Source organism: Candidatus Planktophila vernalis (genome assembly GCF_002288185.1).
GTDB classification, from domain to species: Bacteria; Actinomycetota; Actinomycetes; order Nanopelagicales; family Nanopelagicaceae; genus Planktophila; species Planktophila vernalis.
Map to the genome: position 1 here is coordinate 1,253,581 of NZ_CP016776.1, position 15,076 is coordinate 1,268,656.

A 15,076-nucleotide genomic window follows, 5' to 3' on the forward strand; every position below is an offset into this window, starting at 1 on the left:
TTAGCCCTTAAGGCGAGAGGCCATCGTGGCGGCAACTTTCAGCCACTTTGCCACCTGAGCATCGCTAAAGCCCTCAGTATTCATCACATAAAGGCCTGTAAACATGTCCCCATTGAATTGATAGAAACCTAGAAGAGTTCTACCCCGTACACCTGAATCGATATTTGTATACACAAATACTCGATTAGATTCGCCCATAACACCAGCTGGAATATTTGTTAAGGTTTTAAATTCATAGGGGACTAGCGCTCCAGTTGGATCCTTATATCCCTTTTCACTTTGGCACTGAGCTAGAACCTTTACTAACTCCTTTTGCGCGGCAGCGGCAGCTGCAGCTGATGAATAGCGCACTACTTCTGATGAAAGAAAAGCAAATGTGCTGCCTTCTTTTGTGGCAGCAACCTGGCGGCGCTCTACGCGCTCTTTCTCTGAAAGATACACACCATTACATAAATCTAACGATGGATCTTCAAGAGTAGTTCCTCTGCCCATAGGCAGCACAGTCCACTCTTGGCTGAAATCACTTGCGCGGAATCCAAACTTTGCCAGCTTTATTTGCTTCTCATCACTAAGGGAAGGATCACTAATTGCAGGTGCGCGATCGAGATCCTTTAAAGAACCAAGTGTGGTTGTGAAGGAAGATAGGCCAATTAAGACAAAGTTTGAACCTGTTACACGCACAACTTTTTTACTTGGCCCAACATCAATAGTTGCACCAATGCGCAGCTTGGCAACCTTGCTATCTGCAACTGTGGCAACGGTTTTATTACCCACAGACACTGTGGCAGCACCAGTTCCCATCAAAACATCGTTTTTGCCAGAGATGGTCAATGATGCCGTGCACTTACCAACGCACTTAATGGCACCTGTCCCATAAGCAGCCCCTGCTGGGCTCCACTTACCAGTCTTTGAACTCTTATCACCTGCAACTAACTTACCTGTCACAGATAGATCGCCAGCCTTGCCGTTACCTAAGCAATCAAAAACTTGAGCCAAACCAGTAACAGTTGCTCCAGCTGCAACCTTTATGACAGGTGCGTTTTTAACGGAAGAGCTCTGAATAACCAAACCATCTTCATCAACAACATTCACCTGACAGATTCCACTGCCAGCATCAGTTGCACCCTTCCAGGTGAGTGAGAGCTCATTTGCCGCCGCCCCAGTTAAGACAAAATCATTGGTGACTACAGGATCTGCGCGATCGATTACAACTTTTTGCGACGTTGACCAATCACTTTTATTTCCCACAATATCGATTGAGCGCATTGCAAATGAGTAAGTGCCTTCAGGAAGATCTCTTAGGTAAAAAGTCTTCGGTGCAATAAAGGGAGACAAATATGTTGGCAACCAACCATCGATATCTGAAGCTTTAAGTGTTTGCACAACACCATCAATCTGACCTTCAAAGCCAACAATCGCTGTGTCTGCATCTTCCCCACCTGGTCCGAGAATGACCATGTTAGGAGAGCTCCACTGTGCAACTGGAATCACGTTTGGCACTGGAGGAGGTGTTGTGTCAGCTTTCTTTGTAATGGTGACAACAGCGCCAGTCTCTGAAGCAACCGCGCTAAAGGAGACGTTGCCAGAGTAAGTCTTTGCAGTCAGCGCAGTCATAGAACCACCAACAGAGCGTGAATCTTTGTATTGATATGTATCTAGGTTAAGCATCCACACATCAGTGCCTAAAACTGAGCCAAATTCAGCTGCTTCAGCATCTTCTGGGTTAGGTGAGACAATGGCTGAAATTGGCGGAGGATCAAGGCGATAAATAGCAAGGCCTGGCTTATATCCAACGCCATCTGTCTTGCGTCGGTACTCAATCCAATATGCAGCCCTGCCATCACGAATAAAGACTGCCTTAATTCCATTAGCAAAATCACTCGGTGCAAGGTTAATAACCTCAGATTGCCACACCTGTTTAATCTGAGAGTCATCTATATATCCCATACGCCACTGGTGGTAAGTATTAAGTGGTGATGTTGTATCAATATTGCCCATCACATCAATAGTTCCGCCGTATTCAACACCCTTACAGGTCTCACCCCACGGTCCATCGTATGCAGCGTTATCGCATCTTAAAAAGTTTGAGTGACCCAAACCAAAGTTATGGCCAAGCTCGTGTGTAATAACAAATGAAGAAGCGCTGTCATGCAAAATTAATGTACCACTCTTGCTCTTTGCACCACCCAACTGAGCACGACCAGACCAAACACACCCAGCCTTTGGCGCAACTACAACTAAGTAGCGCTCTGAGTAATCTGTAATTCCCAAACGTGAATACGCTTCTGGGCGAATCGATCTCATGAACTCAGATGATGCAAATCCAATACATGCCATTTTTGAAACCAAGGTGATTTGGGTTTCTAAAACCTTGCCAGTCTTAAAAGAGACAGTGCGATCCTTGGTGTCTCCAAACATCGTCGTGTACTTTTTCCAGTCAGCGTTCACTTCGGTATCTATAACTGAAGCAACCTTCTTGGCATCACCAGCAGGTGCTGGCGCTCCTGCCCAAGTAACCTCAACAACATCGATGACACGCTCATCAACTGCATATGCAGGTGCTAAACCAATTGATACAAATCCAAAAACTGCTGCGAAAATTAAGATCAACCGATTTCGTAGCTGGCTTTGCGGGGACATAGTGAGCATCCTAAATCTCCCACGAACTTTCTTCATGTCGAGTCACAGCAAATACCCGATAAAGCGCCAATTCAGGCTGCCCAAACCATTTCACAGACTACTCACCGCCAACGATGACCGCAGTTGCCATGGAATCACAGAGCCAACCCAAAGGACCAGTCATAGTTGGGCTCTGCCAAATAATGGCGCCTCCCAGTCGGTGCCAGCCGATGAATGCTTATAGATACGCGTTGGCTGGGTCATGGACCTATTAGAACGCAGAAGGCTGAGAACTAACTGAGGAAAAACAAGCAAATTTCTATATTTGCTTGTTTTTCGGATCTAGTTCTCTCATTTTTGCCTTAATCTCAGCAGTTTGAGCATCTGGCACCTCCGGAAACTCACTTAGTAATCGCCAAAGAATGTAACTATCTGGGAAGTTTTTCAAGCCAACCTCAAGCACATCTAATGCCTCTTTATCGAATTTATTGTTTTTAAGGACTGATGCAACTTGATATATTCTGAATGGTTCTAAAGGAATCAATTTCGCAGAATTCGCAATCCTATCAACTTGACCGCTCTCAAGTGCTGACCTAAATTTTATTGATGAAATCATAGGTTGTGATCCAACCAAGAAACCTAATGTTCCAGTGATGAATACAATTAAAACATATTTGGGTTGTAATACATTCTTGCTCTTTGTCTTACCAGACTCGTTCTTCTGAGCTTCTTTAGACTTATTCCTGGTTGAAATTTCATAACCGATCAAAAGCCCTGATAAAACCCAGCCGATAAAAACTAGGGCGAGTTGGTTTATGCTAATAAAGCTTTGAACTTGATAGGAAACCCACGCGCCTACTAATGCCGAATGACTTGAATTGAATTTATTTTGACGCATAATTACTCGAATAATTGACAAGGTAGTAAAAGCCATCAAACTAACATAAATACCTAAAAGTAGCAGCCCTCCATTCGATGAAAAGTCAAGAAGGACATTGTGTGCAACATCTGAGACGCTATCAGGACCAAACTCAGTTGCTGCTCGAGAAGTACGCGCACGCCTGAACCAATCTCCATAATTATCCAAACCAACACCCCATAATGGATGCTCTAATGTCATTTTCAAGCCAGCTTCCCAGTAAAAAATTCGGGCTGAAACTGAGCGTTTGTATAAAACATCGCCTAGCGGACCGTAATTAAATACCCCCAACGCAACAAGAGACCCAAAGAAAAGCATAAATACTGTGACAAGGTGGGTAAACTTCTTTTGTCCTATTTCTTTAATGTAAATCCAAATTACGATTGCAACTCCCGCCAAAAGATTCAGGAGCCCTTGTTTGGAGTTGGTCTGATAAATTGTAAAGACTAAGGCCAACAAGAAGATTCCTGCGGATATTTTCGCCTTGCCGGTACCGGTATTAAACATGCTAGTAAAGACTATTACGCCACAAATGCCTAGCAATGCTGATTGAAAATTTGGATTCCCAAGAAAGCCAATTACAGGGCTGAAGATATTATCCCACGGAACTGGATCTAAACCGAGAAACTGAATAACTCCATAGATTGTTGCAATCAGGCCAACCAAATAGAACATCTTGTTAAATTTGATCAATGACTCTTCATTACTAACCAGTGCCGCAGAAAAAAGAATGACTGAGAGTGAAATATATGTCAGAAGCCCAGTGTTTCTTCCAAAGGTTCCATAAAATTGTAATCCTAAATTGGCTTTTGAAAAGATAAAAACCATAAGTAAATCTAGGTTGAATACTGACAATAAACCTAAGGTTACCCTGAAGCTTGAGAATTCGATTGAGCTTCTTGCCGCAATCAGAATTCCGAAAATAACAAAAGCTACTACTACCAAAACAGCGAGTTGCGGGGTATTAATTGGATCAATAGCCGAATATGGGAGAATTGAGATTGGAATTAAGATTAGGCCTGCAAGTATTATCTTTGTGAGTAATTCCCGGATACTTTGGTCGAGCACTTTCCAATTGTAGTCCGGAAATGACGCTGGCAATGGATTGCTTCCTTTTTCAGCCTATGAAAATTCACTTTCCTTCTGTTTTTAAAGCCGAAACCCGGCCCCCACCTAAGTGGGAACCGGGTTTCGGTTCTAGATCTTTATCAGATCAAAGGGGGCTTACGCCTTTACCTTCTTCTGGATCTTGATTACTAGGTTTGTCAACGCTGTCAACTGGGACTTTAGACCAGAGATCAGTGAGGCAACCTGAGCAGATAGTGCAGCTACTGCATCTGCAGCATCTTGTGCTGCAGCTGTTGCTGCATCTGCTGCTTCTGCTGCAGCATTCGCTGCATCAGTTGCTGCATTTGCTGCATCAGTTGCTTCTGCTGCTGCATCAGTTGCTGTTTGACCTGTGTCAGTACCTGCTGCAATTGCTGCAGTTACTGAGTTGACACCAGCTGCTGAGAATGAAGCACCAACGCCCTCTTCAGCTACTAGTGCAGTTCCAGCTACTGTTGCAGTCAATGCATCAGGTGCTGTTCCACCATCAACGTTACCTGCTAGAGCATCTGTGTAACCGTATGTTGCAGATGGTGTATCTGCAGCTGAGGCTACCTGGTACTTCACAACAGAATCAGCTGATCCTGCGTTGAAGATGAACTCAGCAACACCTGTAGTTGAATCAACCACAACTGGCGCTGCTGTAATTGCGTTAGCTGTAGGAGCTCCGCCACCGAATAGGCCGTTACCTGTGCGTGTACCGTAGATACGAACATTAGGAACAACGTTTCCGAAGCGATCCTTAGCAGTTACGAGATGACGGTTTCCGTCTGCAACTACAGAGATTGAACGAACCTCAGCTGCGTCCGCTTGACGGTAGTTAACTGTCTCAGTTGAAGTAACTGTTCCAGCAGTAACTGTGAATGTCTTAGCTCCTGAAGTCCAAGCATAGACCTCAGGTGCAACAGTTCCAGCTGCATCTGTGTAAAGAGTTGCAGATGTTGAAACAACTGCTGCTCCTGCAGAGGCTGTTGTAACTGTAACTGGTACGCCAACCATGATTGCTCCGTTAGCGTCCTTGATAGTTACTGTACATAGTGAAGCAGCGCCTTCTTCAGCACCGTCACCTGATGAGATATCACGGTATGTAACTGATGTTGCTGTATCTAGCTCTGCACCTGAAGTACAAGCGATTGTAGATACTGCTGTTGAGCCGTAGATAACAGTCATCGTCTTTGTTACAGCAGAACCAGTTGTAGGTGTGTGTGTGAAAGTTACAACATCCTGCTTGTTAACAGATGCTGAAGTACCTGCATCTGTACGTGTATACGTGATGTAACCACTTGCATCTGAAACAACTGTAGTAGATGTTGTTGATGCATTGCGGCCTGTAGTTGCAACTGTCACAACTGATGAAGCCACTGGAGCACCAAATTGATCTTCAACACGTAGTGTCATAGCTGTGCTTGCGCCATCAGCCTGGCGAACTGTTGTCGCTGTAGGTGATTGCGCTGTGATTGCTGTCACTGCAGATGTTGCAGATGTAACAGTCAATGTTCCGCCCGCTACAGTAACAGAGAAACTGTTTCCTGCAGTTGAAAGAGTTGCAGTGATTGAAACAGCTGCGGTTCCACCAGTTGTGGCGGTACCTACTGCTGCTGTAGCAATCGCGTAACCGTAGGTTGCGCCAACAAGACCAGAGATCTTGCCTGAAGTATCAACTACTGCTCCGAGAACAAAGTCACCTGCGAGTGTTGCTGCAGTTCCAAGAGTTACCTTGTATGAGTGTGAAGTTGCTGTACGTGATGCAGCTGATGCATATGTACCTGTAACAGCTGTGTGACCACCTGTACCAGCTGTAATTGCTGCAGCCTGAGTAGTTGAGTCAGTGAATACACCTGTTGCAGCTACAGTTGATGCTGTCTTTGTTGTCAAAGAAAGCGTTCCTGTTACTGTTGAAGATAGTAGACCTGTTCCAACTGCAGTAATTACTGCTGTTTCAGCCACGGTGTTTGTAAACTTCAAATACGCAACACCATTGGTGAAGTCTGCATTTGTCAGTGTGTACTCAGATGTTGTTGTCTGAGTTGTCAAAGTGTTTCCGGCAGCAGCTGAACGGATTGCATCCATTGTCACTGTTCCAGTCGCTGATGATGCGTAGACACGAATTGACTCGTTTGCACCTAACTGAGACACAGTTCCAGTTGAATCCTTAATTGTTGCCTTAAAGATCATACCGTTTGCCTTAGTTGCTGTAGCAATACCGTTTCCAGTAGGTGCTACCTGTGCAAGAGTTACAGTTGCGGCTGCAGCTGCTGTTGTGAATGTATATGAAACATTCGCATCGCCAGCTGTGTACTCCTCATTTTCATGAGCTCCATTAGCATCTTCTTGTGTTGAGACAAGAACAGTGTATGAACCAGCAACATCTGGAGTTACGTTGATTTTAAACGATGCTGCAAGTGATGTTGCAGCAACCTGAGCTGTTGATGGTGAGAACATAGCTGAGACAGTTAGGCCATCAGCAAGATCTACTCCATCGCCAGTCAATACGCCACCATTGCCGGTTGCGACATCGATAGTGATCTTTGCCTTGACAGTGTTTCCTGTCGCAGCAACACCTGCGTTAAGACCAGATGCGTTGATGCTGCGGTATGCAGAACCAGCTGGCGCAGATGTAACACGAACGCTGATCGCGTAAGTGTCTGCTGTTGTCGCTCCGCTTGGCAATGTGATGGTGATTGGAGCTGTATTAACAACACCCACCTGTGCCGTAGGAATTGTTCCCACAGTAACTGCTGTTGGAGCGGCTGCGCTCGCAGATACTGAAGAAAGCATTCCAAAGCCCAAAGCCGCAACAGTCACAAGCGCGATGCGCTTGAAAGTTGTCTTTGTAGACATTTGTTTCCTTTCGATTAGTCGATCGAGAGAATTTCTCCCGTTCGGCTTGGAGTTAAAGTTCTTAACTCCGGTTCGATGAATCGCACGTGCTGATTCACCAAATTCCCCACCGTGTATCCGGACGCGGCGAGGAAACCTATTTTTAGTTGTTCACCTGCACTGCTTGCGCTAGTACTTGTGTTTTTCCCGCATTCATAAGAATGCGAGTGGTAATCGAGGCAGGAGCATCAGCTAGGTCATAGCCGCGGGACCCTGTTGGGATTACGAAATCTGATTCGTTGAGATAGCCAAGGTTGAACGTGGCTGTGATGAGGTACTGGCCATTGGCTAGGCGATCGATTGAGGAATCTGTGCTCTTGATTTCAACTGAGTTCCAGTTGCCAACCCATCCAATGTTGATGCCATTTGTTGAATAACGGGTTCCGGTTCCATCAACTGTGATGAGCTGATCGATAATAAGGTTTGGTCCAACTGAGCCTGTGATGAACTGGTTATTGACAACGATTCCTTCGCTGTCAACAGATGTTACACCCTTTGTTACGCGGCCAACACCTTGTGTGCTCTTTGAGTCTGTGACTGTAAATCCAGTTGGAACTCCATCTTTATTCAGTCCGAAAAATGAAAGCGCTGCAATCTTTGCATTCAGCGCTGCAATCTGTGCCTTCTTAGTGGCAGCAGCAACGGCTGCCTTAGTTGCAGCAACAGTTGATGGTGACTCACTCACAGCTGCTGGTGCTTTGGCAACAGATGACATTGAAGGAATAGTTGAAACAACAGATCCTTCATTGCCAGTCATTGAGTTAAAGCCAAAGAATGCTGTGATAACTAGAAGAAGAGAAAGTGCGGCCTTAGATGATTTTTGGGCAATCTGAGCAGCTTTTTTGTATGTGGTTGAAAGAGCGTTAAGTGCAGTTAAGCCAGTTGCATCATCAACGACCCACTCTTCAAGAACGCGCACCATAGATTTGCGAGCGCGAACAAGGATGTGGCGAACATTTGCTGGGCTTGTGTTAAGCGCAGTTGCGATTTCCTCTGTTGTGCGGCCTTCCATTTCCCACATCACTAGCGCTGTGCGCTGATCTGATGTCAGGCGGGAGAGAGCTTCGCGAATAATCGCGGCATCTTCTGCTGCAGTAATAGAGGTATCAAGGTCGATGTGGTTTTCAGAGGCGATCTCATTCAGTCGCTCCTGGGTTGTGTCAGCATCGATAGCAACCAAGTTAGGACGTGCTCCGCGAGCGCGGATGATGTTAAGAGATAGGTTTGTAACAGAGGTGCGAAGGTATGCAATCGCACGATCTGTTGAATCTAGCTCTGGGGCAGCAAGCATGAACTTCAAGAATGCTTCCTGGACTACTTCATTGGCTTCTGCCTCATCGCGGGTGATGCGGCGAGCCTGTGAAACTAGCTGTGTGCGGTGTTCTGTGTATAGCGCTGAGAGCTGAGAGATAGACCAGTCTGCAGCAGAGCCTTGAGCTGATGCGGGGGCAGCTTCAAGAATGCGGGTGGCGGCAGTCATCGCAGCTAGTTTCGCTGCCTTTGACTTTAATAGTGCCATTTAAGTAACTCCCGCGAGTTTGAATAAGAAGAACAACGTCTTGCCCTCTATTAGTTAAGACACCGCGCAGGGGCAAATGTTGTTGCCTTGGTGGATTTATTTTTACCTTATATATGGGGGAAGTGCGAGCAGGGCTTTCGCCGAATGGCAGCGTGAAACAACCCTGCCGGAATCAGGTCTCTAGTCTATGGGATGGGCAAGCCTAAAGCCTGCATTGAGGGTTTTGAGCGTGTCTAGCCGCCTGTCGCGGGGTTGGAAGGCGAGCCTTTGAACCTATTCTTTGAAGACTATGAAGACCCTCGCCGTCTTGATCCCCATCTTTAATGAAGAGCGAACTATTTCTGAGCTTGTGGCTCAACTTTCTATGCTCCCAAAAGGCACTGTCGATCAGTATGTCTTTGTCGATGATGGAAGCACGGACAGCTCTGTGATGCTCCTAAACCAGGCGTTAACGGAGGTTAACTTCCCGCACCTGCTGCTGAAAAAGGAAAATGGCGGAAAGGCCAGCTCTGTCAGGGAAGGTGCAATCCACCTAACCACCTCACATGTTGTTATTCTCGATTCTGATCTTGAACTTGCTACTTCAGATATTGCACGGCTATGGGCGGTTGTTCAAGATGGAAAATCAGATTTTGTCTTTGGTTACCGAAAGTTTCTTGCTCATTCATCTTTCACTTGGAGATACAGCCGTGGAAATCAAATACTCTCAAATCTATATGGGTTGTTTTTCAACGAGGTAATAACCGACATCATGTGCGGCTACAAGCTCATTCCTACCAGTAGCTTGCAACAGCTTCCCTATAAGTACAATAAATTTGGTATTGAAATTGAAATCCCTATGAATATGTGGAAAAACCATCAAAGAGCTTATGAAGTAGAAGTTTCATACAAAGCGCGCTCACGAGCCGAAGGTAAATCCATTTCTGTCTCCGATGCAGTTCGAGTGATTCTCTCGATGGTTGTATTTCGGCTATCAAACAAGAGATCTAAATGAAACTTTTACTCAGAAATACTGAACTTAAACACTCCTTGCTTAGGAACTCATTAGTCCAGATTTTTTGGTGGATTGTATTTTTCCCAGGCTTTTTCTCTGGGGATTCCTTTGCAGCAGTTGATATGGCCAAGTCTGGTGAACTAACTAATTCTTATACCGCCTCCTGGGCCATATATGTGCGGATTTTTTCATTTCATGGGCATGCAATTGCACTTCTAACTCTTGTTAATGGGTTGTTGCTGACTTACTCCATAACGAGGTTTGCATATTCAGTTATGGCAAAAAAGAATGCCTCTATCGCATCATTCATCATAATTCTCACGCCGCTTGCATGGGGCATGGGAATAACACTGTGGCATGACATTCCAATGACCTCAGGCTTCTTAATCTTAACCGCCATTTACACTGAGGTCCTCCGGAAAAAAACCCTCACCAAATTAAACTTGTACTTGAATTTAATTCTTGGCTCAATTCTGATTACTTTTCGGCCAAATGGATTACCTACGCTAGTTATATTTGGAATTCTGTTCTTCGTCATAATTAGAAATCGTAATTTAGTTCGATTATGGTTGTTATCTACAGTCACAGCATTGTTGACTATATTGATAACTTCTTATGTAATTGTAGGAATGAGTCCAATTAATAATTACTATGCTCAGGAGTGGATGCGAAATGATATTTCATGTTTTGCAAGTACAGCTAAAGGTGAAGGCTTCGTTGAGGCCAATATTCCTTCAATAGGCACAACCGAAACTTGGAGATCGAATCGAGCCTGTACATTCTTGAATGATGCAGAGATAACCCAAGACCAGAAAGTTGCAGCTCAAAGGTACATTTCCGGTGCGTGGGGAAAACTTTTTTTAAGTGAGCCTGGTTTTATTCTCTCAACACATGCGCAAAGAAATGCCTACTTGATTCCCCTGCCAATTTACGGGATACCAAAGCCACCATTCTTACACAGCACAATTGAGTTTCAAGATCGAGGAATTGTGTGGGCCTTTCCTGCTCTTGCAGAAAATGCAAGGATTGCAATGAGACTCTGGAATGCATTGAGTGGGTTATTGGCTTGGGCTGGGCTTTGGCTACTTTCTCTTATCGCCTTTGCAATTTGGAAAGCACCGGCTCATCTTTATATACCTATTTCGATGGCAATCTCGTCGACGCTGATTCTCTTTGTCTTTTCCCCAATTCCAGACGGCCGATATACACTTCCAATTCTTCTCATGGCACAAATTTACCTAATTGGGAATTCAACAATGTGGGCCCAGACGGGCTCGAACCGTCGACCCACGGATTAAAAGTCCGTTGCTCTACCGACTGAGCTATAGGCCCTCGAAGGCAACTATAACGACTTAGAGGCATAATTCCTAAAGCGCTTATGCAACTAGTCAGTATCTTGAGAAGAAGATACCTACTCCGATTGTAGTCTTTCAATTCCCAGCCGGATTAATTCCATATTGACGGGATCTAAAGGTGTGCCAGGAAAAACTACTGGAAAATATCTCTGCCTTCGAATATCTGTGATTCTTGGTCCTAGCTCTGTCCAGTAATTTTCATTCACAATATCCAGTAAACTCGCGCCTTCTGGCATGAATATAGAATTTACATGTGCTGAACCATGAACGCCAGCAAAATTCTTCGTTTCCGCTAGCAACTTTATTTCATCCATAAAATTCAATTCCTCAAGAGCAACTACTTCGAATCCACTCTTTTGAAACTCCAATTCAATTAATTTCTCATTTCTTGGGGACCTCTTCGTGTTGCGACGACTTGCATAAACGGAATTTGTTGGTAAGTCAAAACCTAAAACTGCTTTAAATTGTGGAAGGTTTCGAATTTCTTCTACGTCTTTCGGATGCATCCAACCTGAGTCTTGCGACTTAGACACAAACAACAAATTCTTAACTCTTACGGGTCCTTCAAGTTCAATACAGTCTTTATCGATTATTGAAAGAAAGTCTCTAACATATTTTGGTGCAGATTTGCTGACAAGAATCTTTGCATTTGGATAATTTGATATCAAATGAACTATCGATCCGAGATCTTCTGCAAGCCAGTGACCATAAGCATTTGATGTGATCAAAATTGATTCACCAACATCAATTACCTTGGTTATATGTTTCGGCATCCATGGGAAGGAATAGTAAAGTTGATACAAAGGCCAAACGGTTGATTCTGCAAGGAGTGATCCGCTTAAATCATATACTAATCCTTGAACAGGTTCGATTACTGCCTCGCGAAGGCAGTACACATTTCGTGCGTTAAAGTAGTGGCCAACAATATTCCCATTTCGATGGTCAAATGATGATATTGACGTCCCTTCAGAGTAAGTACCAAGGAATTCACTACTTAAGGAACAAGGCTTCTCGTCTCTAATGAGATAGGTTGATGAAAAACTTCCCCCCGATATTAGCCTTGCCAAATTTCTGCGAAACCCTAGTTTAAATCGTAAGGCCGATTGATTCATGAAATAAATTTTACTACCTCTGATCCATAACTTGACTCAATACCTCAAAATTAGTCAAAATTCAACGATTTAACTGAGTGGTGATTTATCTGGCTTGTTGGATCTTTGGCGCATTCCCAAAAGAATATGTCTAGTCATTTGGAAATTAAAATAGGCTGAAGAAAAGTGTCCTTTTAACAGTGGTCTAAGTGATCTGATGATTGGAATTCGCACCAAAACATGAAAGTAAATCGGGAGTCGACGAGCTGGGAATTTCTCAATAAATTCAATGTATCCCACTCCATAATTCGTCCATTTCAAAATATTTCTGCTCATAGTATCCGGCACAATTCGATATGAAATAACTTTAGAAATTCCTTGCTTCAAACCACGATCCGTAAAAACCTTTGAGCCTTCCGTGTCGCAATGTATATGTTGTATATTCTCCGGAAGAGCTTGAAGATCTTCTGCACGGTGAATAGCGGGCCTACCGACCATGTTAGTGGATTTCTTTGGTCTAAGACTCTCTTGAAAGTAGTCATTCCATCCCTTTGTAATCCAATTCGTTCTGTTATAGACGCGCAAACCAGAGCCTAATGATGAATAATTCCCATTTTGCAAGCTAGATAACATCAATTCAAGCCAACCCTCAGGAATGCGATCATCCGCATCAACTACGGCGATGTAATCCAGACTTGTATTCAAATAACCCATACGATGCCGAAATCCTTTTGAAGTATTCGGAAAAACAAATACTTTCGCGCCTAAGCCTCGAGCAAGTTCTACGGTTCTATCCGTCGATCCCTTATCTATCACGAGTATTTCTCTAGGACTATTGGCAAGAATTGAATTTATGCAATCGACTATGTTGTCTTCTTCATTGAAAGTAACAATCTGTACAGATACTGGAAGCATGAGATAATTCTAGCATAACTAATTCTTTGAAATTTTCTGAAATATCACAGCCGCGAAATAGTCTGAAATTGCCAGCTTGTCCCTAACCTCGAAAACTTCTTTTTTGACTATGACTTCTGCACGGCGATCTACGAGAAAGGTATCAATTAAAAAATCAGCATCTTCGATGTTTTCTACAATGACAAAGCGTGAGCTGAATTTTGTATCAATACTCTCCAATGTCTTTCCCATCGATGAATCGCTGAGTAGAAAAATCTTGATTAATTCCCCGTCGTTGTATTTGGCAAGTCTATGCAATATCTCTTTATTAGCCGTACCCCAATAATCTACATCAAACTTAACTTGTACATTTTTGCTAAATTGAGAATTAAAATACAAATTTCCATAAGGATGATATGTGATCATCCAAATTAAATTAGGAACTAATGTAAGCAAAACAACAGATATGATTTTTTTGTAATCTAAATGGAACTCTATTTGTATAATCCTAATGCCAGCTAAGCACAAATAGACGAGGGATGGATAGATGAAGAATAGGTGCCTCCAACTATTGTAGAGACTTGAGTTTAGAACTATTACCGAGGTTAGGGCCAAGAAGAAAATCATAAAATGGAATGTTACAAAAGGTACTTTAGGCAAATTCAGGCTCCTGTTTTGTCCTGTTCCAAAATGTATACAACAAATTAGAATCGAGAGCGAAACCAGTATTGTCAGAGAGAGGGGGTTAGAAACCAAAAACCAACTGAAGAAGTAATGCCAAGGAAGGCTCTCTGAATTAATTATATTTCCCCAATAGTTCATGTCTAAATCCAGGGGATATCTTGCGAATTTCATAATCGCAATTAGGAAATTCTTTAAGGGGTTGGACCAGAGGAAGGGAAACGTCACAATTGTTAGAGATGAAATTTGGAGAAGGTAGATTGTAAAAATATAGCCAAGTTGCTTTATTGATTTCTTCTGCACGACATGTAATGTTTGGAGAGTATAAATGAAGACCAAAATTAAAAGCACGCCAGTCATTCGCGTGTTGATAGCAAACACGGTAGCTACAGAAACCAAAGATAAATTCACAAGATTTTGCTTCGCTAGATATCTAACTATCGACAAAAAACCTAACATAAAGGCACACATATGGACAATGTCTTTTGTATTGTAAAAGCTATCGACATATATTCTTGGGTTTAATACAAATAGTAAGAAACATAGAACTCCAAAAAAATGCCCTCTGAACAATGTGGATGCTTTCTTCGAAAAGAAGTAGATAACGATAATGAAAAAGGTATTATTCAGAAGGTGTCTAGTTTCAAAGATATTTTCTGGCCGATTAAGTCCGAATAGAATTTCGATTACGATGAGACAGATTTCATATATTGAACCAAAAATGGAATCTCCGAAATCGAGCAGTTTCGGTATGTTCTCAAATTTTGCCAAACTTGAAAAATTCAAGACTTCCTCATAAATAAATTTTGAATTTACCAAACCGATTAATCTCTGTTGTCTTTCATCCGTTGAAATGCCATAGTCTTTGTAGGTAAGCAGGCCTACAATTAGAGCGATGAACGTGATTACCTCGAGGGAATACTTAAATTTCCATTTATTTAAAGTGATTTCTCTAATTCTAAGATTAGGCATGTCGAAATCCTACATTTTATGTTATGGCTTTTATCCCAAATTTTG

At 43.2% G+C, this 15,076-nt stretch carries 9 protein-coding genes and 1 tRNA gene; 1 reads left to right on the top strand and 9 read right to left on the bottom strand.

The window, feature by feature from the left end; genetic code table 11:
- The 4 genes from A7sIIA15_RS06530 to A7sIIA15_RS06545 form a co-directional block, all read right to left on the bottom strand.
- A complete protein-coding gene (locus tag A7sIIA15_RS06530; protein ID WP_095686475.1) occupies positions 1-2,640 on the bottom strand; it encodes a metallopeptidase domain-containing protein in 2,640 nt (879 codons plus the stop codon).
- 298 nt (positions 2,641-2,938) lie between these two features.
- Complete coding sequence (locus A7sIIA15_RS06535; RefSeq protein WP_095686326.1) at positions 2,939-4,606, bottom strand: O-antigen ligase family protein; 1,668 nt, start codon at positions 4,604-4,606, stop codon at positions 2,939-2,941.
- A gap of 156 nt (positions 4,607-4,762) precedes the next feature.
- Positions 4,763-7,486, bottom strand: coding sequence for a beta strand repeat-containing protein (locus A7sIIA15_RS06540; RefSeq protein WP_095686327.1), 2,724 nt, complete (start codon positions 7,484-7,486; stop codon positions 4,763-4,765).
- 142 nt (positions 7,487-7,628) lie between these two features.
- The gene (locus tag A7sIIA15_RS06545; RefSeq protein WP_095686328.1) at positions 7,629-9,044 is read right to left on the bottom strand and encodes an RNA polymerase sigma factor; all 1,416 of its coding nucleotides are present in this window, start codon (positions 9,042-9,044) and stop codon (positions 7,629-7,631) included.
- Positions 9,045-9,333: 289 nt separating this feature from the next.
- On the opposite strand from A7sIIA15_RS06545, the gene A7sIIA15_RS06550 reads away from it, so the two are divergent.
- Positions 9,334-10,038, top strand: coding sequence for a glycosyltransferase family 2 protein (locus tag A7sIIA15_RS06550; protein WP_095686329.1), 705 nt, complete (start codon positions 9,334-9,336; stop codon positions 10,036-10,038).
- 244 nt (positions 10,039-10,282) lie between these two features.
- Here the strand turns inward: A7sIIA15_RS06550 and A7sIIA15_RS07125 are convergent, their stop codons facing one another.
- The 5 genes from A7sIIA15_RS07125 to A7sIIA15_RS06570 form a co-directional block, all read right to left on the bottom strand.
- On the bottom strand, positions 10,283-10,438 hold the full coding sequence (locus A7sIIA15_RS07125) for a hypothetical protein (RefSeq protein WP_190279131.1): 156 nt from the start codon (positions 10,436-10,438) through the stop codon (positions 10,283-10,285).
- A gap of 859 nt (positions 10,439-11,297) precedes the next feature.
- A tRNA-Lys gene (locus tag A7sIIA15_RS06555) sits at positions 11,298-11,370 on the bottom strand.
- A gap of 79 nt (positions 11,371-11,449) precedes the next feature.
- Positions 11,450-12,505, bottom strand: coding sequence for a glycosyltransferase family 61 protein (locus A7sIIA15_RS06560; RefSeq protein WP_095686330.1), 1,056 nt, complete (start codon positions 12,503-12,505; stop codon positions 11,450-11,452).
- Positions 12,506-12,574: 69 nt separating this feature from the next.
- On the bottom strand, positions 12,575-13,399 hold the full coding sequence (locus tag A7sIIA15_RS06565; protein ID WP_095686331.1) for a glycosyltransferase family 2 protein: 825 nt from the start codon (positions 13,397-13,399) through the stop codon (positions 12,575-12,577).
- 18 nt (positions 13,400-13,417) lie between these two features.
- Positions 13,418-15,031 (bottom strand): hypothetical protein, encoded by a 1,614-nt coding sequence (locus A7sIIA15_RS06570; RefSeq protein ID WP_095686332.1) that lies wholly within the window; start codon positions 15,029-15,031, stop codon positions 13,418-13,420.
- Positions 15,032-15,076: the final 45 nt, after the last annotated feature.